This is a genomic window from Thermococcus sp., assembly GCF_027023865.1.
Taxonomy (GTDB): Archaea; Methanobacteriota_B; Thermococci; order Thermococcales; family Thermococcaceae; genus Thermococcus.
On the sequence record NZ_JALVUC010000003.1, the window covers coordinates 48,653 to 66,226 of the forward strand.

At 52.7% G+C, this 17,574-nt stretch carries 18 protein-coding genes, 2 tRNA genes and 1 pseudogene; 9 read left to right on the plus strand and 12 right to left on the minus strand.

All coding sequences use genetic code 11. From position 1 onward, the window contains the following. The first annotated feature begins 24 nt into the window (after nucleotides 1-24). Both MV421_RS00710 and MV421_RS00715 read left to right on the plus strand, forming a co-directional pair. Nucleotides 25-855, plus strand: coding sequence for a DMT family transporter (locus MV421_RS00710; RefSeq protein ID WP_297416559.1), 831 nt, complete (start codon nucleotides 25-27; stop codon nucleotides 853-855). A 454-nt stretch (nucleotides 856-1,309) separates the two neighbouring features. Then, nucleotides 1,310-1,387, plus strand: a tRNA-Gly gene (locus MV421_RS00715). A gap of 125 nt (nucleotides 1,388-1,512) precedes the next feature. On the opposite strand, the gene lrpA is transcribed toward MV421_RS00715, so the two are convergent. Both lrpA and rlmD read right to left on the minus strand, forming a co-directional pair. After that, on the minus strand, nucleotides 1,513-1,938 hold the full coding sequence (lrpA, locus tag MV421_RS00720; protein ID WP_297416557.1) for an HTH-type transcriptional regulator LrpA: 426 nt from the start codon (nucleotides 1,936-1,938) through the stop codon (nucleotides 1,513-1,515). Nucleotides 1,939-2,010: 72 nt separating this feature from the next. Continuing rightward, complete coding sequence (gene rlmD / locus MV421_RS00725; protein ID WP_297517670.1) at nucleotides 2,011-3,264, minus strand: 23S rRNA (uracil(1939)-C(5))-methyltransferase RlmD; 1,254 nt, start codon at nucleotides 3,262-3,264, stop codon at nucleotides 2,011-2,013. Between the two features lie 108 nt (nucleotides 3,265-3,372). Here rlmD and MV421_RS00730 point away from each other — a divergent pair, with 108 nt between their 5' ends. Further along, the gene (locus tag MV421_RS00730; RefSeq protein ID WP_297416552.1) at nucleotides 3,373-3,588 is read left to right on the plus strand and encodes an ArsR family transcriptional regulator; all 216 of its coding nucleotides are present in this window, start codon (nucleotides 3,373-3,375) and stop codon (nucleotides 3,586-3,588) included. Nucleotides 3,589-3,649: 61 nt separating this feature from the next. Beyond that, nucleotides 3,650-4,483 carry a MinD/ParA family protein gene (locus tag MV421_RS00735; RefSeq protein ID WP_297416550.1) on the plus strand — a complete coding sequence of 278 codons (834 nt, stop codon included), beginning with the start codon at nucleotides 3,650-3,652 and terminating at the stop codon, nucleotides 4,481-4,483. On the opposite strand, the gene pyrE is transcribed toward MV421_RS00735, so the two are convergent. Beyond that, nucleotides 4,439-4,999 (minus strand): orotate phosphoribosyltransferase, encoded by a 561-nt coding sequence (gene pyrE / locus MV421_RS00740; RefSeq protein WP_297416737.1) that lies wholly within the window; start codon nucleotides 4,997-4,999, stop codon nucleotides 4,439-4,441. The genes MV421_RS00735 and pyrE overlap by 45 nt on opposite strands. A gap of 89 nt (nucleotides 5,000-5,088) precedes the next feature. Here pyrE and MV421_RS00745 point away from each other — a divergent pair, with 89 nt between their 5' ends. After that, nucleotides 5,089-5,838, plus strand: a complete 750-nt coding sequence (locus MV421_RS00745) for a PrsW family glutamic-type intramembrane protease (protein ID WP_297416548.1) — start codon at nucleotides 5,089-5,091, stop codon at nucleotides 5,836-5,838. On the opposite strand, the gene MV421_RS00750 is transcribed toward MV421_RS00745, so the two are convergent. The 5 genes and pseudogenes from MV421_RS00750 to MV421_RS00770 form a co-directional block, all read right to left on the minus strand. Next, nucleotides 5,822-7,501, minus strand: coding sequence for an ATP-dependent DNA ligase (locus MV421_RS00750; protein WP_297416735.1), 1,680 nt, complete (start codon nucleotides 7,499-7,501; stop codon nucleotides 5,822-5,824). The two genes, MV421_RS00745 and MV421_RS00750, sit on opposite strands and share 17 nt — an antisense overlap. Before the next feature lie 48 nt (nucleotides 7,502-7,549). Further along, nucleotides 7,550-8,452, minus strand: a complete 903-nt coding sequence (locus tag MV421_RS00755; protein WP_297416546.1) for a pantoate kinase — start codon at nucleotides 8,450-8,452, stop codon at nucleotides 7,550-7,552. A gap of 105 nt (nucleotides 8,453-8,557) precedes the next feature. After that, nucleotides 8,558-10,154, minus strand: a pseudogene (locus MV421_RS00760) (Na+/H+ antiporter NhaC family protein). A gap of 306 nt (nucleotides 10,155-10,460) precedes the next feature. Beyond that, nucleotides 10,461-11,048: a type-4 uracil-DNA glycosylase gene (gene udg, locus MV421_RS00765; RefSeq protein WP_297416733.1), complete on the minus strand. Its 588-nt coding sequence runs from the start codon at nucleotides 11,046-11,048 to the stop codon at nucleotides 10,461-10,463. Nucleotides 11,049-11,053: 5 nt separating this feature from the next. Continuing rightward, complete coding sequence (locus tag MV421_RS00770; protein ID WP_297503944.1) at nucleotides 11,054-11,407, minus strand: hypothetical protein; 354 nt, start codon at nucleotides 11,405-11,407, stop codon at nucleotides 11,054-11,056. A 169-nt stretch (nucleotides 11,408-11,576) separates the two neighbouring features. Between MV421_RS00770 and tes the strand changes: the two genes are divergently transcribed. Both tes and MV421_RS00780 read left to right on the plus strand, forming a co-directional pair. Then, the gene (gene tes / locus MV421_RS00775) at nucleotides 11,577-13,355 is read left to right on the plus strand and encodes a tetraether lipid synthase Tes (protein ID WP_297420780.1); all 1,779 of its coding nucleotides are present in this window, start codon (nucleotides 11,577-11,579) and stop codon (nucleotides 13,353-13,355) included. 10 nt (nucleotides 13,356-13,365) lie between these two features. After that, on the plus strand, nucleotides 13,366-13,674 hold the full coding sequence (locus MV421_RS00780; RefSeq protein ID WP_297420796.1) for a DUF3213 domain-containing protein: 309 nt from the start codon (nucleotides 13,366-13,368) through the stop codon (nucleotides 13,672-13,674). On the opposite strand, the gene MV421_RS00785 is transcribed toward MV421_RS00780, so the two are convergent. From MV421_RS00785 to MV421_RS00795, 3 genes are all read right to left on the minus strand, one after another. Then, nucleotides 13,671-15,119 carry a DUF2139 domain-containing protein gene (locus MV421_RS00785; protein WP_297420778.1) on the minus strand — a complete coding sequence of 483 codons (1,449 nt, stop codon included), beginning with the start codon at nucleotides 15,117-15,119 and terminating at the stop codon, nucleotides 13,671-13,673. The genes MV421_RS00780 and MV421_RS00785 overlap by 4 nt on opposite strands. Nucleotides 15,120-15,194: 75 nt before the next feature. Next, nucleotides 15,195-15,650 carry a Tfx family DNA-binding protein gene (locus MV421_RS00790; protein ID WP_297420776.1) on the minus strand — a complete coding sequence of 152 codons (456 nt, stop codon included), beginning with the start codon at nucleotides 15,648-15,650 and terminating at the stop codon, nucleotides 15,195-15,197. A gap of 153 nt (nucleotides 15,651-15,803) precedes the next feature. Next, a tRNA-Tyr gene (locus MV421_RS00795) sits at nucleotides 15,804-15,881 on the minus strand. 69 nt (nucleotides 15,882-15,950) lie between these two features. On the opposite strand from MV421_RS00795, the gene MV421_RS00800 reads away from it, so the two are divergent. Beyond that, complete coding sequence (locus tag MV421_RS00800; RefSeq protein WP_297420775.1) at nucleotides 15,951-16,532, plus strand: hypothetical protein; 582 nt, start codon at nucleotides 15,951-15,953, stop codon at nucleotides 16,530-16,532. Beyond that, complete coding sequence (locus MV421_RS00805; protein WP_297420773.1) at nucleotides 16,529-17,131, plus strand: aldolase; 603 nt, start codon at nucleotides 16,529-16,531, stop codon at nucleotides 17,129-17,131. Before MV421_RS00800 ends, MV421_RS00805 begins: the two co-directional genes overlap by 4 nt. On the opposite strand, the gene MV421_RS00810 is transcribed toward MV421_RS00805, so the two are convergent. Continuing rightward, on the minus strand, nucleotides 17,124-17,375 hold the full coding sequence (locus MV421_RS00810) for a UPF0147 family protein (protein WP_297420771.1): 252 nt from the start codon (nucleotides 17,373-17,375) through the stop codon (nucleotides 17,124-17,126). The genes MV421_RS00805 and MV421_RS00810 overlap by 8 nt on opposite strands. Nucleotides 17,376-17,574 lie beyond the last annotated feature (199 nt).

Sequence of the window (17,574 nt, forward strand, 5' to 3'; positions counted from 1 at the left end):
ATTTATCCAGTTCTATCTCCGATCATGTCCAAAAAGCACGCCGTTCTTGCTGTGCTCCTCTGGTCAACGGTTGCTTCCGCCTTCAAGCTCTCGCTCCGCTACATGACGCCGTTGCAACTTCTCTTCTACGCCTCCCTGACCTCACTCATTGTATTCGGGATTATCTACTTCCGCGAGTTCTCGCCGAGGAAAGAAAACCTCCGCTCGGCTTACCTTGGCCTTCTAGTGGTTCTCTACTACACCGTCCTCTTCTCGGCCTACGGCCGCTTGCCAGCCCAGGAAGCACAGGCGCTCAACTACACCTGGCCCCTTATGCTCGTCCTTCTCTCAATCCCCCTGCTCGGGAAGAGACCTGGGAGGGGGGCAGTTTTTGGGCTGTTAATCGGCTTCCTCGGGGCATTGGTGGTGGCTACAAGGGGGAACCTAACCAGTTTGAACCTCTCCAATCCCGTCGGTGTTGCCCTTGGCATCGGGAGCGCGGTTATATGGGCCGCTTACTGGTTACTGAACCTGAGAGATAAGCGACCCCTCATTGAGAAGATGTTCTGGAACTTCCTCTTTGGGTTCGCTTATGTTTCAGTAATTCTCACGCTCTTAGGTGGGCTTGTTGTTCCACCCCTAGTGGGCGCCATCGGAGCAATCTACGTCGGCCTCTTCGAGATGGGTATTACCTACATCTTCTGGTATAAGGCTGTTGAGGGTGATATAGGTTTCGCCTCGAATTTAGCCTATCTAGTACCATTCCTGAGCCTTCTATTCATCTTCACCGTAGTTGGGGAGAGCATAGCGCCCGCGACCGTCGGGGGGCTTGTGTTGATAGTTATAGGTATAGTGATTGGGAAGGCTGGAAACTGACCTCCTCCTCGTCGTGAATGGCGAGGGTTCTGACAAATTAACCCTCCGCCATTGACGGGAAGGTTTACGGGCACTCATTCACCTACTCCCGTTGCCAGTTTCGGCTCAGCCCGAAGGCACGGTCTCATGCCCATTACCCCTACCGCAGAGCGGATTGGGATTATCGTTCCAAAGACCACTCGTGAGTTTCAAACTGCCATAACGGGCAGTCTTTCGAAGACGCTTAACAGCGTCAAACCACTCCAAGGAGGGAGTGGTAACTGAAACCCCCCACCTCATCGGGTTGTTTTTAAGTGGCCTCTTCGAGGCCTTAATAAAATACAAACAATTTAAAGGGTTTCCATCACTTATGGTTGTTTGATAGTTTATTGCACCCCCCACCCTAAAGGGCGAGGCTTTCAGAAGAAAAAGGTAAAGCTTTTAAACCTAATCCGCTTATTTACCGCGGCTGAGAGCGGTGGTAGTCTAGCCTGGTCTAGGACACCGGCCTTCCAAGCCGGTAACCCGGGTTCGAATCCCGGCCACCGCACCATTACAACCCTTTCTTCAAAAGCGCCGCTTTTGCTTTGTTCAAGCGTTTTTCGCATGGTGCAATCTGTTTCAAGAGGCACGTGGTGATGGAAAAAGGTACAGAAGGGCAAAGAAGAAATAGAAAGCTCACTTCAGCTTTTCAAGGATTATCGCGGGGCAGACCTTGGTGACGCCATCTATCCTACCGATCTTGTTGGAGATTATGTCTGAGAGATCTTCCCCGTCCTTGGCCCAAACCTCGGCCATTATCATGTGATCGCCACTCGTCAGGTACACCTTCCTCACGAACTCGAATTCCTTGAGCTTGCTCGCGACGTCAAATATCCTCTCAGGCAGGGTGTCAACCCCTGTCAGGCTGACGAGGTTGTAACCGAGCCTGGAGGGATCAACGACGGCGGTGTACTGCTTTATAACTCCTGCCTCTTCTAGGGCCTTCACGCGCTTCCTCACGGCCGTCTCACTTATGCCAAGGACCTTTGCTATCTCCGTGAACGGAGTGCGCGCGTCCTTGGTGAGCATGTCGATTATGATGCTGTCCCTTTCGTCAAGCATTTTCCTCACCTCTACTTCATCACATATATGTCGATTGGGTATATTAAGTTTTTGAACCTATCTGTTCCGAGATTAAACCTTGAGTGTCAGTTTGGCAACCGTCTCAACGTGTGGAGTGTGGGGGAACATGTCGATCCCGACAGCACTGTCTAGGGAATACTTCTCTGAGAGGTATTGGAGGTTCCCGGCTAAAGTCCGGGGGTTGCATGATACGTAGACAATGCTTTCAGGTTTGTCTTTTAAAATTTTCCTTATAAGTTTAGGGTGCAGACCCGAACGGGGCGGATCAAGCACTACCGTATCGTAAGTGGAGAGGTTCCCAACGTCCCTGTCCATCCCAACGCGGAAGACGGCATCAACGCCGTTCAACTCAACGTTCCTTTTTGCCATTTCAACCGCAAAGGGATTTACTTCGACTCCTTCGGTTTTCAAGCCGCGCTTCGCGAGGTAGACCCCGAAGGTACCGACACCGGAGTACAAATCGAGAACCTTCTCTCCATCAATGCGCTTTGAGACCTCCTCAAGGAGCATAATCGCAGCGTAGCTGTTAGTCTGGAAGAAGCTGTTTGGGTGGACTAGGTAGACGACGTCGTTGAGCTTTTCTTTTATGAACTCCGACTTCCAAGATTTCTCTATCTCACCGTAGGAGACATCGCTCTTCGTTCTGTTGACGCTCCAGTATATTGAGTCCGCGTAATCGAAGTAGGCTGGAAAATCCTCGGGCAGAGTCCCTTTGGAGGTAACGAGGTTGACCATAAGCTCCCCCGTGAACTTGCCCTCGCGCACAACAATATATCTTAAAAATCCCTCGTTCTTTTTTATCTCGTAGAGGCTCGGCCTGTGGTCTTCTATAAACTCTCTGAGGGATTTGAGAACCTTTTTGCTGATCCCCCCGAAAATGGGGCACTCGTCGATGTCAACCGCATCCCACCACATTCCCCGTCTCCTGAAGCCTGTCCCCTTTGCTGAAATGACGACATCAATCCTGTTCCTATGGCCGTAAATAACTGGAGATGGTCTGACTTTAACAGCTATCCCCAGAATATTTGAAAGTTTGGTCTCTTTGAATGCAATCTGACTCCCGTAGGGAATGTGCTGGAGGGCACAGCCGCCGCAGGTCCCGAAGTGTGGGCAACGAGGCTCTGTTCTCTCAGGTGATGGCTTGACAACCTCAAAATCAATCGCGATGAGCTTCCTCTTCTTTCTGCGCCATTTTATGACTTCAACAACGTCTCCTGGTGCTGTGAACGGGACGTAAACCTCTCTCCCCCCTGTCCTAAGAATTCCCATGCCGTCCCAGTCGAGTTCCTCGATGACTCCCTTCATGCTCGTCCGTGCGCTGGGGCGTTTATAAACCTGCCCTTGGGCGGGTGTCAAAAATGTCCTCGGAAGGTTTATTTAGTTTGAAGACGTATAAATAAGCGGTGCCGCGGGATGTTTGGAAGACGTAAAGATATAGTTTATAAAACCCTCGCGACCAAGAAGAGGGCGGTTGCTCTCCAGAGCTTGAGCGCTGAGCTTGAAACGCCAGCACCGGCGGTGTTTAAGACCGTTAAAGAACTCGAATCTGATGGCCTGGTCGAGGTCTTCTATGGTCATAAGAAGGCCGCCATAATGGTTCGCGCAAAGACCATTGGGGACTACCTCTAAGGCGCGTTTCTGTCCCGCTCTAATCACTTTTAACAAATGTTTTCAACAGGGAGGCGATGCTGTGATAGCTGTGGTTATTACTGGAAGGGGCGGTGCAGGGAAGACGACCATGGCCGCCAACCTAGCGACTTACTTCTCGGGTAATGGTTATCGGGCCCTGACCGTTGACGGTGACCTTTACCTTCCAAAGCTTGCCTTTCACTTTGGGATATATAATCCCCGCTATAACGTCCACACCCTTCTGAAGAATCCTCCTATGGGAACAATGGATGCCGTTTACCACGATCCAGGGACTGGGGTGGACATTCTGCCGGGCAGTTCAAGCATCTACGACGTTATCGATATAGACCAGAAGAGGTTGAGGAATATCGTGCGGGAGGTTCAGACACGCTACAACCTGACGATAATAGATTCCCCCGTTGGTATTCCGTTCGACACAGTCTCAACGTTTCACCTGGCCCAGTATCAGCTTATAGTCGTGGAGATAGAGAGAGGGCCGATACATTCCGTCCATAGGATGATAGAGAACGAAGTGGTGAAGCTCAAGGCCATCGGCGACTCTTACGACCTCCACGTGGGCGTCATAATAAACAAGGTTCATGAGGCAGCAGAGAGCATTGACGACATAGTGGACTTCCTTGAGTACAGTATAGAGGTTCCTGTAATCGGTGTAATACCCTTTGACCCCCGCGTTCCAGAAGCCACCAACTACGGAACCCCCGTTCTGCACTATGCTCCGTTCGCGAGGGCATCGCGCGCCCTTTCCAAGTCAGGCGGCCTGCTTGACAGGTGGATGTTTGGGGGAAAGAATAGGGAGAGCCTGTGGGAGAGGCTGAAGGGGGCGATTAATTCACTCGTTCATCGTGGTGGAACTCCGTCTCTCAAGAAGTTCTGAGACTTGGATGAGGGGTATAAAGTGATACCTCGCACTTATCCGGCTCCCTGCTCCTTCCTCGCGGTCAACAACAACGCTTATCGCCGTTATCTCTGCCCCAAGCTTTTCGAGAACCTCCGCGGCCCTTAGCACGCTTCCGCCGGTCGTGGTCACGTCTTCAACCAGGAGGATTCTCTCCCCGGGCTTCACCTCTCCCTCAATCTGACTCCCTGTCCCGTGCCCCTTTGGCTTTTTTCTGACTATGACAAGAGGTTTTCCGGTTTCGAGTGCTAGAGCAGTCGCTATCGGAACCGCGCCGAGTTCAGGACCGGCCACTCTATCAAATTCCACTCCGGCTTTATTGGCCTCTTCCGCTATAAGCTTCGCCATCAGTCTGAGTGCCCTCGGATTTGTGCTCAGCCTCTTGACGTTTATGTAGTAATCGCTCTCCTTTCCGGAGGTCAGAACGAAGCGCCCGAAGAGTATCGCCTCCTCGTCAAAAAACATCTTTACCAGCCTTTTCTTTGCATCCTCCATGGCAACACCCAGTTTCATTAAGGCGTGGATTTAAAAACCTGCTGGGGCAAGGCTTAAAAATACCACATAAAAGAGTTATCGGTGGTGCAATGTTAGAGGTAATGGGTCTGGCCGCCTACGTTATAGTAGTTATAGCCGTTGGAATTAAACTGTACGTTAAGACAGATGGGTGGATGACCAAGATAGACAGGGTGACCCCCTTCGTTAAAACTTCCACGGTAGTTAAGTACGGTTTCTTGGCGTTCATTCTCGCGCTCTTCCTCGAAGGAGTCCTCCTCTTTGTATTCCGCTCTGAGTCAACGACGGTCATGATGATAGCCCTCGTGATGGGCGTTGGCTTCATTGAGGAAGGGGCTAAGCTACTCTCCTACTTCTCCTCCAAGGGCAGTGATATGTATCGCTGGCACCTGACGGTAAAGGTCGCCCTGGCCTTCGCTGTAGTCGAGGCGATCCTCTACGGGCTGGCCCTTTTTTTCAGCGGCAACATCTTGGGTGCCCTCCTGAGGATCATAGTGGTGATGTTCCACGTGGCATTCACCACAATAGCCCTCGGTGATGTCATGAGGGGTGATCCGTTGCTTGGCTACCTGAAAGCCTCGGTGCTCCACAGCCTCTACGATGCCCCCGTTCTGCTGGCCATTGTTGGAGCACCCGTGCTAATCGTTGTCCTCATTTCGACCGTTGCCCTGATTTACACGTATTCGAGTGTTGACGACGCCTTTGGAAGGGCCTACAGCAGGGCACAGCACGAGCTGGAGAAAAGGAAGAGGGAAGCCCAGGAGTTCTGGAGGGAGAAGGGGGTTGGGACAGCTGGTTCGGATCTCACCTCCTTGCCTTGAACCTCTCTTGGAGTTCGTAGAGCTGAGCAACGCGCTCTATCGTGTCGGCCTCCTCTGGGCTTTTATCCTCTCTTAATGCCACGTAGCGTGGGAAGCGCAGTGCAAAGCCGCCCTTATACTTGGGACTCCTCTGTATCTCCTGGTATGTTACCTCTATGACCACCTTTGGTTCTATCTCGATGTATTTGCCCTCCTCTCTGATTATGAGCGGCTTCAGCCTCTTTGTGAACTCGGCCAGATCCTCATCCGTGAAACCGCTCCCGACCTTTCCAACCGGGATGAACTCTCCGCTGTGTGGGTCGAACGCCGCGACTAGGAACGAGCCGAGGAAGTGTGCCCGTCTTCCCTCGCCCCACTCTGCCCCGATTATGACGAGGTCGAGGTCCTCCATCGTCGGCTTGACCTTGAGCCACTTCTTACCGCGGTTGCCCGGCTCGTACACCGAATCGAGGCGTTTTGCCATGACGCCCTCGTGCCCCAGCTCCAGTGCCTTTTCGTAGAACTTCTGGGCCTCCTCGGCGTTGTCAGTCACCAGCTGAACGGCGAGTTTTACCCTCTCGCCCTCCTTAACCGTCTCTTCGAGCTTTTTCCTCCTTTCTGAAAATGGCAGGTTGATGAGTGCCTCGTCGTCGACATACATTATGTCAAAGAGGTTCAGCTCCAGCGGGATTTTTTCTATCATCTCTTTTATGTTGTACTTTCTCCTGAACCTTCTCAGGACGTACTGGAAGGGCCTCGGCCTTCCTCCCTCACCAACTGCAACGAGTTCGCCCTCCACAATGGTTTTCTCAGCTTTTAGACTTCCCTTTATCGCCTCAACAACGTCCGGGATGGACTTGGTAACGTTCTCCAGCCTGCGGGAGTATATCGCAATCTCCCCGCCGTTCCTGTGAACCTGTACACGGGCACCGTCGTACTTTATCTCAAAGGCGGCTTTTCCACCCATCTCGGTCAAGGCTTCCTTCACGCTGGCCGCGTTCTGAGCCAGCATCGGTCTTATGGGCTTCCCAGTCTGGACTCTAACGGCAGAGAGGCCCTTATCACCCTCGAGCCTTGCCACCTCCGCGACGTATCCAAAATCACTTGTGAGCATGTAGACCCTCTCAACCAGCTCGGCCCTTACTTTGAATGCTTCCGCTATGGCATCGCGGAGGATGCCCTCAGCAACGCCTGTTCTCATAGTCCCGAGGACGGTTCTGGCTATATACTTCCCCTCCTCCGGCCGGGCGTCCATGAATATGTTTGCTAGGTGCTTCATCTTTCTGTCCTGGCTTTTCTCGCCGCTTGCTTCCGCCACTTTTACAAACGCATCATAAACCCTCTTTATGGTGAGCGGCTGGCTGAAAAAGCTCCTCTGCTTCCTCCTCTTCAAAGCCAGCGCGATGCTCTCGCCGAGGTCGCCGGTGTCTTTGACGGAGTTTTCTATCTCGTTTTCGGAAATCCCGGTGGCCATTGAGACGGCCTTAATGAGGAGTTTTTCCCCAACTCCAAGCTCTCTCTCATCCCAGTCTGGGAAAACCTTTCCGAGGATGAGGTAGGGAATTATTTCGAGAAGCTCATCGGGAGTCTTCTTCAGAAAATCGGCAACGAACCTAGTCTTCAGTGTCTTCAGCGTGGTTTTTTCAAGCCTTCTGTATAAATCGGCAAGCTCCGCGTACTTCATGTCACCCATTCTCACCACCGGGGAGAATACGGCGAGGGGGATAAAAGGTTAGCCCACCCACCTTCCAACCTTAGGCCTTTCATCGTAGATTTCGGTCACGTCGTAGGGCAGGTTGAGGTCAGCGAGCAGGTTTTTGGCATTTTTAAGCTCTCTCTCTTTAACCAGTGCGAAGAGGCCCCTGCCGAGCATTATCATCGAGGAGGGGTTCGAGAGGACTCTGTCCAGCTCCCGGGCCAACTCTAGGAGTTCATCGTTGAGAAGGCCAGTCTTTTCGGCGAATTCCCTGGCGAGGGCCATCATTAGCCTGGGCCTCGGTTCCCTGAGGAGCTTCTCAAGGGCTATCCTTCCCTCGGTCTCAATAGCTTTGACAATATCGCCATCTAGCACCTCTCTGGTAGAAAGCCTCCCGAGGGGGACAACGAGAACCCTGTAGTCCTCGAAGAAAAGGTTGTCAACGACGCCTATTCCCGGCCCACCGGCCTTAACTCGAACCTCTATCCCACCGGCAAGCTGTGCAATGACGTCTCCAAGGCCGCCCCTGTTGATTACTTCATGTTTGTGGGCTGTCTGTGCTGCCTTCAGCCACGTCCCGCCGAAGGCGTAGCCCAGCGATAGGGCCGTTCCGAGTGCTCCTCCTGCGCTGTTGCCGAAGCCGTAGCCGTTGGGGAAGTCAAAGTACTGCCAGATTTCGACCTCGCCCGTGAAGTCCTTCGGGATGAGTTCGTCAGCAACGGAGTAGGTTATGGTCGCGTTCTCCCTCTTCACAGGCTCGCCGTTGAAGGCAACATGCACGTGTCTCTCAAGCGTTCCAGTCTCGATGCTCGTGAGGACAGTGGTTCCCTTCGAGAGGTTCACGCCGGTTCCAAGGGAGCCTGCCCTGAGTGGGTCGTCGCTAAAGTGTGGAACGAAGAACGCGGTAATGTGAGCGGGAATGAACGCCCTGACGAGCATATCCTCACCTCCAAATGGAGTGAAGTGGGGAGCTTTTAAAACCTTTTAAGGTTTCCAGAAAGCGTGGAAATAGGAAATGGGAAGAGAGACTCACAAGAGAAAGACTCACTCTTCCACCATGTATATAGGCACTTTGCCGTGAGGGATGCCGTGCTTGTTTCCGTACCACTCACTCAGCGCGTACCAGGCAGCTATTAGGAGCACAAAACCCGTTGGCAGAAGGATGACCCAGCTGTGGATGCCAACTCCGAAGAGCAGGTAGAGGATTATTCCGACGCTCGATGCCGTCACCGCGTAAGGGCACCTGAGTGTCAACGTGATCAATGTGGTCTGAACCGCTGAACATCGAACTCATAATCGTTGTGTCACTTATCGGAGAACAGTGGTCACCGAAGATTCCTCCAGCGAAGACCGCACCGATGCTCGCGAAGACCTCCGGTCCGACATATCCTGTAACTCCGTAGGCAAGGGGTATGGCTATGGGCAGCATTATGCTAAAGGTTCCCCAGCTGGTTCCAGTTGTGAACGAAATGAACATTGCAATGAGGAACACTATCAGCGGCACCCAACTACCGCTCACTCCGGCTCCCTTAGCGAGGTTAACTATGTAGGGCGCGGTTCCGACTGCATCGGTGGCGCTCTTAATGCTCCAGGCCAGGAGCAGGATGGTGTTGGCTATGACCATCTGCTTCATGCCGCGGACTATAGCGTCCTCGGCCTCCTCAATGGTCATCTTCTTCATCGCCAGAACGAGTGTAAAGGCAACGACCACCATGGCGAAGCTTCCCCAGAGTAGAGCTAGGGCCGAGTCGGAGTTTCCGAGAACCTCCATCATGCCTCCCTTTGCATAGGCCTCGCTTCCGCCGCCCGTGTACCACATGCCGTAGAGGGTGACGAATATAAGCGTTAATATCGGCCATATGAAGATATGGACGCTTCCCTCCTCCTTGGGCATTCCGAGATCGACCTCCGTCGTCATGAGTGGCTTGGCATCGTCTCGGAGAACCTTGCCGGTTGTCCTCGTGCGGTACTCGGCATGGAGCATCTGGCCGTAGTGCCTGTGAAAGTATGCAACGAGGAAGACCAGTATTATTGCCAGAATCGAGTAAAACCTGTAGGGAACACTGTGCATCCATGCAACGTAGGCACCGTAATCAACATTGAGTCCCTTGAATGCATCTCCGATGAGACCAACCTCGTAGCCTATCCAGGTCGAGACTACCGCCAGTCCTGCGACAGGAGCCGCTGTGGAGTCATCGATGTAAGCGAGCATCTCGCGGGAAACCCTTGTCCTGTCGGTTATTGGCCTCATGGTGTTTCCTACTATAATGGTGTTGGTGTAGTCGTCGAAGAAGATGAGCACGCCGAGCAGCCAGCCCATAACTGCCGCGCCCCTGCTCGTGCGGACTTTCTCGGCGAGTGCTCTCCCGATGGCGAAGGCTCCCCCTGACTTGTAGATGAGACCAACACCGGCCCCGATCAGGAAGTCAAAGAGGAGTATCTTGACGTTCCAGTCGTCGATGGCATTCTTAACTATCCACCCGATGGTCTGCGTCGTTCCAGTCACAGGGTTCCATCCTGCTACCATTACTCCACCAATCCAGACCCCGGAGAAAAGGGCCAGTATAACCCTCTTCGTCCAAATCGCTAGGATAATTGCCACCAATGGCGGCAACAGAGACAACACACCAAAGTCAGACACACTTTCACCTCCAAGGGGGTTTCATCCCAATACCAATCGGCTGGATATAAGTTTTTCTGGAATACTTTTGGCATTTTGTCAGTTCTTCGAAAATATTGCCGCTCTGCTCCGTATTTTGCTGACCCTAATTTTACTCTGTAGTGTATAGTTATATCCTACTATATTAATAGATACTCTTAAGTATATTACTGCTCACTCCGGCCATAAAAACCTCTCTCAGAAAAACTTCAGGCAGATCCGATTTGGCTTAAAAGCGCTGGGGGCTTTTCTCTCATGCGGGAGGGTAATTGAAATATGAAGGAAAATTCATGGAAGAGAACCGATGAGCTCTCTAAGCTTCATGAAGTCCTTCCTGAGCTCCTTCTTTATCTGTGGACGGTAGAGGGCTGCCGCCGGGTGGTAGCTCGGCATTATAACTATCTTTCCGAAGAGAGTGTGCGCCTCGAAGGTCTTTCCGTGTACCTTGCTTATCGGCTCAGGTTCAAAGCCGAACTTCTTGAGGATGTAACCCATCGAGTGCCTTCCGAGGGGGACTATAACCTTTGGGCGGATTATGTCTATCTGTATGTCAAGGTAGGGTGAGCAGGCTTTTATCTCCTCCTCCGTGGGGTCGCGGTTCTCAGGTGGCCTGCACTTGACGATGTTGGTTATGTAAACGTCCCCCCTGTTCAATCCAACCTCGGAGAGGAGTTCGTCGAGCACCTTTCCTGCCCTGCCGACAAAGGGAAGACTTTTCTGGTCTTCCCAGTATCCAGGCGCCTCACCAACGAACATGACCTTCGCATTGTAGCTCCCGGCCCCAGGAACGGCGTTCGTCCTGAGCTGACCAAGCGGGCACTTTTGGCAGGTTCTGATTTTTTCCTCGAGTTTTCGCATAAGCTCTTCCTTTCCCATTTCCATCACGCGAGGGTTTTCTGGTTGAGGTATGCCCCGAGGAACTCTACCCAAGCCGTGTAGTAGCCCTTCTCGTAATCATCGCGGAACTCATGTTCGAGAATCGTCTTCTGAAAGTGTTCACGCAGTTTCCCTGCTTTTTCTCGGTTTCCCCCGTTTATTAACTGGACTATGAGTGCGTCTGGGTCATTGTCTTTTATAGCGCTGATGAAACCGTTGACTGCCCTTGAGTAACCTTTACCCCACTCGTCGTTCCCAGCCATGGTTTGGAGCTTCTCGGCGTGAGCCTTCGCCCTGCTGAAGTCCCTCTTGAGGAGGGCACGCAGGAACATCTCCATCCTCATCTCTCTGGCGGGCATCTAATCACCGAGATTAGAATCTCACGGGTACTTTTAAACACTAACCTTTGGGATTCCCCAATTTTGTCCCATACCTATGAATCAAAACCTTCATATTTACGCAAAAGCTTTTATACCCTACGATTGGATACTCCCCTAGGAAAGCCTGAATTAAACCGGGGTGAACCCCATGGCTGAGAGTGTTGGTGAAATTCCGAGTGGCGAAAAGGAGTTTAAGGCCTCAACCAGGAGGATTAGGGATATAGTTGAGTTTCCTGAGATAAGCGAAGATGAGTTTTACGCTGAACTCAAAAAGGCGAGCAGGGCCTACGGGGGCTCTCTTCCCCACAGGACCTACTCCCTCTGTCCCGAGACGAGGCGCGTTGTTCCGGCCCTTGTTTGGGAGAAGGATGGGAAGGTCTGGATAACCAAGAAGTGCCCCGAGGGCATGATAACCGACCTCTACTACGAGGATGTGGATGTGTACTACTGTTTCTCCAAGTGGCGCTGGGAAGAGAAGGAGCTCTACAGTGCCAACGTCGAGAACAGCGGCGTTAACTGCCCCCTCGACTGTGGAATGTGCTCGAGGCACCGCTCTCACACTAATCTGCTCAACATTGTCCTCACCAACCGTTGCAACCTGAGCTGCTGGTATTGCTTCTTCTACGCCAAGGAGGGTCAGCCCATCTACGAGCCAACCCTTGAGCAGATAAGGCAGATGCTCCGCAACGCCAAGAAGCAGTACCCTATAGGAGCCAACGCGGTTCAGCTCACCGGCGGCGAACCGACGCTTAGGGAGGACCTCATTGAGATCATTAGGATGGCCCATGAGGAGGGCTATGATCACGTCCAGCTCAATACCGACGGTATAAAGCTCGCCTTTGATCCCGATCTTGTGGAGAGGATACGCGAGGCCGGAACCAACACCCTTTACATGAGTTACGACGGGATGACGCCTCAGACCAATTGGAAGAACCACTGGGAAGTCCCGCTCATCTTTGAGAACGTGAGGAAGGCGGGGGGACCGGGTATAGTGCTCGTACCAACGACTATAAGGAACGTTAACGACCATGAGCTGGGCGCGATAATCAACTTCAGCCTCAATCACCTAGACATCGTTCGCGGTGTGAACTTCCAGCCGATTTCTCAAGTTGGTAGGGTTCCGAAGAGGGAGCGCCAGAGGTTCAGGATAACCATAGCAGGGGCCATAAAGCGTATTGAGGAGCAGACCAACAGTGTCATAATCAAAGAGGACTGGTACCCCATTCCAATAGCGGGTCATATAGCACGCTTTTTCCAGGCCTTCACTGGAAGCAAATACTACATGACAAGTCACTTTGCCTGTGGGGCCGCTACGTACGTATTCCTCGACCGCGAGCACAAGCGTGTTGTCCCCATAAACCGGTTCCTCGACGTCGAGGGGTTTGTTGGATACCTTGAGGAAAAGGCTGAGGAGATAGAGCAGTGGAAGACCATAGGCAAGCTCAAGAAGCTCAAGCTCGGTGCTGAGATATTCATGAAGTTCCGCTCGTTCTACGACGACAAGTACGCCCCGAAGGGCCTCAAGGTACTCGACCTCATAAAGAACGCCTTCATGCACGGCAACTACGACGCCCTCGGCAAGTTCCACGAGAATGCTCTCTTCCTCGGAATGATGCACTTCATGGACGAGTACAACTACGACGTTGAGAGAGTAGAGCGCTGCGTCATCCACTACGCGATGCCGGACGGAAGGGTCGTCCCGTTCTGTACCTTCAATGTGATTCCAGAACTTTACAGAGACAAGGTGCAGGCCCAGTACAGCTACACGTGGGAGGAATGGAAGGCCCTCCATCCAGACTGGGACTACAAGAAGGACAAGTACTTCAGGACGAAAGAGTTCACCGAGAAGATGAGGAACAGCGAGGTTTATAGGAAGACCTACATCGACATAGAGGACTACTTTGGAACGATAAAGACGAAGGCCTGAGGTGGTGAAGATGAGCGTCAAGCCCGATAAAGAACTCGTGAGGCTCGACCTCAAGTTCGGGAACATAGACTGGGAGAGGGCCACGATAAAGCAGTACGAACTTGAGAAAGAGCTCGCTATCTGGAGGATATTCCTCAACGGCTACACCAAGAAGGGCTTCGTTGTCTTTGACGAGGGGCTTATAACTAAGGAGAAAATCCTCGAAGCCTTAGCTGAACTTCAGCCGGAGATAACGGCCATAAAGCGCCTTACCGTTGGAGAACTCGTCGAGAGCAGCATGAGCTGGAACAACATACTAAAGGGTGCAAGGGCAGGCTAAACAAGCTCCACCCTCACTTTTCCTCTGTTCTCAGGTTTTTCAAGCTCGAAGCTCACTACCCCACCGAAAGAGCTGAGGTCGAGGACGTTTTTGCCGGCCCTTAGTCTGAAGGTCTCGCTGTTGGCCTCCCCGGCGGGAAGCGAGAGGTCGTACTCATGAACCGTCAGTCCGTTGTTTTTACTGAGGTAGAAGACCGCCCTCGACTCGCGGTAGCCGTCGAGCGGAAAGCCACCGAAGGTTCTCGTTCCTGGGAGGGCGAGCGGGATGGAGAAGCCCACCGCCGGCGGTTCCTCCTGAATGATCTTTTCGTCGAGGATGATGATATCCCTGTTGCTTGTATCAAAGGGCGTCGCCTCGGTCGCGCCGGTGTTTGGAGCGCTGTTCGTCGCTATCAGGAGTTTTCCGTCCATCTTCTCAATACTCGTCACCCTTGCGCCGAGGGTTCCCACTATTTTGACCATGGGTGGAGTGATGTAAACGAGGACACTTGGGCCGATTACCGTGTTTGTGCCTGCCCATCCAATTCCGGGGGCATCTGACTCTGGTCTGTAGACGGCGTCATGGTGCGCGTTGTACGCCGTCAGAATGCCCCCGCCGACATTGAGCGCGTTCACCCTGAAGGGCGCGTAGAACGTGTGAAAGTCGAAGAGCCTGTAGAAGTGAAAGTCCTCCCCCATGTAGGGGTTTCCGGTGATTACGCCGCCGCGGACGAAGGCGAAGACCCTGTTGTAGGCGGAGGCCATCGCCCCTAAATCTGGCTTCAGGTAGGGTCTTCCGTCGACGCTCCCGCCGGGTTTAAACTTCTCCCACCGTCCGCTTATGAGGTCCAGCGCTCTAAACTCCCTCAGCCCCTCGGTGAAATTGTTTCCGATTCCAAAGAACGCCGTATCGTGTACCAAGGTCCCCTTTGGAGTTGGCTCGTGAATCAACGCTTCTGCCTTTCCAGTTCCCCTGTCAAGGGAGTAGACGCCAAGGTTTGCGTGGCCGTCCTCCCTTGCGAGCAGGAGCCTGTCGCCGTAGGGGTCGTAGATAATATCGCTCACCTCGCCGGCCCAGCCGGTCTCGTGGTGGATTGAGTCCTTCCAGAGGAGCTTTACGGAGCCTTCCTCCGTGTCGTAGACGTGCACGTGGGAGTACTTGTTGTTAAAAAGAATTCTCCGGTCTTCCCTGTAAACCGCCGGGGCGTGAACCCAGCCGCCGAAGTAGATGAACTCGTCGACGGCAGAGACTGCGTTGTAGGTGTCGCCGCCGCTCGTTGGAGCCTCCCCGAGAAGCGTGAAGTCGTAGGTCTTCTCTTCACCGGATTTTACGTCGATAAAGTGTGCATCGGCCTCGAAAGCGACCGTGAAGTAGAGTGTCCCGTTGTGGTATCTAAGCCCGAATATTCCTCCGCTGCCCCACTCTGGGCTGTAGCGTGGGGGAAATCTATAATCCTTGAGGAGCATGATACCACCATCAGTCCTATGCTTTCTTATCTTATTGCCCTTTCGGGGTTCCACAGGACAAAAAACATCCATTAGCTATTCGCTCTTACTTTTCCTCCGCCGTCTGTCCCCCTCAAAGTCCTCGAGCAGACACTCGCTCGTCCTGAGCCTGTCTCTGGAGTCGAGGAAGAGCGTGAAGTCCCTTTTGGCAAGCCTGTCCTCCACAGGGGCATGCTCGACGAGAAAGGCTATTACCTCCGCTGTACTATAGGGAACCTTTATATCAAGAGCGTCGGCTTTTCTGAAGAGCCGCTCAGGGATGATGAAAATGTCCTCTCCTTTTCTCACGTTGATGTTTATCTTTGAGTTAATTTGCTCCCAGAGGAGGAGCGTGTTTCTTGCCTTCTCTATCTTTTCAAGCGCCCTACGCTCAAGAATGCTCACGTTGGCCCGGCTTGTACCGAGCATCTCAGCTATCTCGCTCTGCTTCAGCCCCTTCGCTCGAAGCATGAGGATTTTAATCTGGTGCTCGGTGAGAAAGCTCTTCCTCATTTTAAACACCTAAATTTAACATGTTTAAAAGGTTAAAAGTTTTTCTTGGAACTTCCCAAAACGTCGGGGTCCATTAGAAGGGAGAGAATTCGCGACGATGTGGCTCAAAGAACTGTCCTGCAGAGTGTTCACATAATGTTGATAGAATTCTGGTGGTCCCGCGGCCCGGATTTGAACCGGGGACCTGCGGATCTACAGTCCGCCGCCGCTCCCAGGCTAGGCTACCGCGGGACCGTGCCCGTTCCATAGTGCCCGGGGTAGGTTTATAAATTTTTCTCTCGACTCAACGCGGGTGGTGGCATGAGGATATACGAGCCCGTCAACCTTGCCATGCCCCTTGCGAGAAAGCTTGGGGATATCATAAAAGGGAGCGGAAGCGTCCCCGATGGTGAGACAGTGAGGGAAATCCTGCGGGAGTTCGGGATGGAGGAGGTCTGTCTCGGCCGGCGCATCACCGTTTTCAGAAACAAAGATGTTATAACCCTAATTATCCCCGGCGATGGAGTTTTAATGGTTGATGTCCTCCCGGCGAGCGGGGAGCTGGGTGATGCCTTGGAGGTAATTGCCTATCACGACAGAAAGCTCAATGCCTTTGTAGTGGAGATAGTCCCAGCTAACGACCTCGAATACGAAGGCAACATTGGGATTGAGCCTGTTATAATCGATGCCGAAACCCTTGAACTCGAAAGTAATCCCGTCCTTGGTCACTTTGAGGAAGATGATGAGGGTCCCTTTCTTGTAATCGACGTGGAAACCTACGAACACTGGAAGGGGGGCGGGAAGGTCAATACCTGCCCGATCTGCGGTGGCAAACTCGTTTGGAACGGGGAAGAGGCATACTGCAGGGACTGTGGTTACAGGATAAAGGTGGTGGGAGAATGAGCCGCATTGCCAAAGTCCAGCTGGTGAAGTACTCACACCTGGCCCACGAGCGTGGTCTAACGGCCGCCTTTGGCGGAAACCTCAGTGTGAAGAATGAGAACCTAATCTTCATCAAGGCTACCGGAGCGGTAATGGACGACCTCTTGGAGGGAGGGGTTGCTGTAATCGACATGGATGGAAGACAGCTCTCCGGCGTGAGGCCCTCCTCGGAGTACAGGCTTCACCTGGCCATCTACAAAAGAAGGCCCGATGTGGGGGCGATAGCGCACCTCCATCCGTCCTACTCTATAGTTGCGGCCACACTGCTCGAGGAAAGGGGGAGCCTTCCGATAGTAACGCCCGAGGCTGAGCTTTACCTGAGAGAGATCCCGATAGCGCCTTTCCGGCCTGCAGGAAGCGAGGAACTTGCCGAAGTAACTGCAGACGTCCTTGGAGGATACGATGCTGTTTTGATGGCCAGGCATGGTATCGTGACCGTGGGGAGGAGCCTCAGGGAAGCGTTCTACAAGGCGGAGCTGGTCGAGGAGAGTGCAAAGCTTTGGTATATGATGAGAAGCGGTAACGCAGGAAATGAGCGGAAAAACCAAATGCTCACTTAACCTGCTCGAGGGCGCCTAGAACCTCCCAGATTATAGTTCTTGTGTGCATCGGCATGTTGGGGTCTTCGCTGACCTCCTCAAGGATGGCTATCGCATCGGCGGCCCTAACTGCCAGCTCCTTGCTCTCATCGAGGAGAACCTCTATAGCCTGCTCGGCGGCACGCCTAATGTTCCGTGGAACAACGGTGTCCTGAACGACCTGATCCTTGAGAACCTGTACGATTTGCTCGATGAGCTCGCTCATTTCATCACCCCCTTTTCTAAAGAATTGTTACTAAAATCCCCCCGGCTTATCTTAAGTCCTCCTAACTAAAAAACTTTTCGGTCAACATCGAAACCTCTGGAAAGCTCCTAAGGGAATGAGGTTATCAGGGTGACAACATATTAATAGAAAATGATATAAACGCGAACATTAAAGCACTGGTCAATGGTATGATATCAAA

What these genes read in the sequence shown, in the direction of transcription:
- MV421_RS00750 (WP_297416735.1), bottom strand. Translation starts at nt 7,501, where the DNA reads ATGAAGTACGCGGAGCTTGCCGATTTATACAGAAGGCTTGAAAAAACC.
- MV421_RS00730 (WP_297416552.1), top strand. Translation starts at nt 3,373, where the DNA reads ATGTTTGGAAGACGTAAAGATATAGTTTATAAAACCCTCGCGACCAAG.
- lrpA (WP_297416557.1), bottom strand. Translation starts at nt 1,938, where the DNA reads ATGCTTGACGAAAGGGACAGCATCATAATCGACATGCTCACCAAGGAC.
- MV421_RS00755 (WP_297416546.1), bottom strand. Translation starts at nt 8,452, where the DNA reads ATGCTCGTCAGGGCGTTCATTCCCGCTCACATTACCGCGTTCTTCGTT.
- MV421_RS00790 (WP_297420776.1), bottom strand. Translation starts at nt 15,650, where the DNA reads ATGAGGAAGAGCTTTCTCACCGAGCACCAGATTAAAATCCTCATGCTT.
- MV421_RS00810 (WP_297420771.1), bottom strand. Translation starts at nt 17,375, where the DNA reads ATGAGCGAGCTCATCGAGCAAATCGTACAGGTTCTCAAGGATCAGGTC.
- MV421_RS00710 (WP_297416559.1), top strand. Translation starts at nt 25, where the DNA reads ATGTCCAAAAAGCACGCCGTTCTTGCTGTGCTCCTCTGGTCAACGGTT.
- MV421_RS00785 (WP_297420778.1), bottom strand. Translation starts at nt 15,119, where the DNA reads ATGCTCCTCAAGGATTATAGATTTCCCCCACGCTACAGCCCAGAGTGG.
- MV421_RS00800 (WP_297420775.1), top strand. Translation starts at nt 15,951, where the DNA reads ATGAGGATATACGAGCCCGTCAACCTTGCCATGCCCCTTGCGAGAAAG.
- tes (WP_297420780.1), top strand. Translation starts at nt 11,577, where the DNA reads ATGGCTGAGAGTGTTGGTGAAATTCCGAGTGGCGAAAAGGAGTTTAAG.
- MV421_RS00780 (WP_297420796.1), top strand. Translation starts at nt 13,366, where the DNA reads ATGAGCGTCAAGCCCGATAAAGAACTCGTGAGGCTCGACCTCAAGTTC.
- MV421_RS00770 (WP_297503944.1), bottom strand. Translation starts at nt 11,407, where the DNA reads ATGCCCGCCAGAGAGATGAGGATGGAGATGTTCCTGCGTGCCCTCCTC.
- pyrE (WP_297416737.1), bottom strand. Translation starts at nt 4,999, where the DNA reads ATGGAGGATGCAAAGAAAAGGCTGGTAAAGATGTTTTTTGACGAGGAG.
- udg (WP_297416733.1), bottom strand. Translation starts at nt 11,048, where the DNA reads ATGGGAAAGGAAGAGCTTATGCGAAAACTCGAGGAAAAAATCAGAACC.
- rlmD (WP_297517670.1), bottom strand. Translation starts at nt 3,264, where the DNA reads ATGAAGGGAGTCATCGAGGAACTCGACTGGGACGGCATGGGAATTCTT.
- MV421_RS00745 (WP_297416548.1), top strand. Translation starts at nt 5,089, where the DNA reads ATGTTAGAGGTAATGGGTCTGGCCGCCTACGTTATAGTAGTTATAGCC.
- MV421_RS00805 (WP_297420773.1), top strand. Translation starts at nt 16,529, where the DNA reads ATGAGCCGCATTGCCAAAGTCCAGCTGGTGAAGTACTCACACCTGGCC.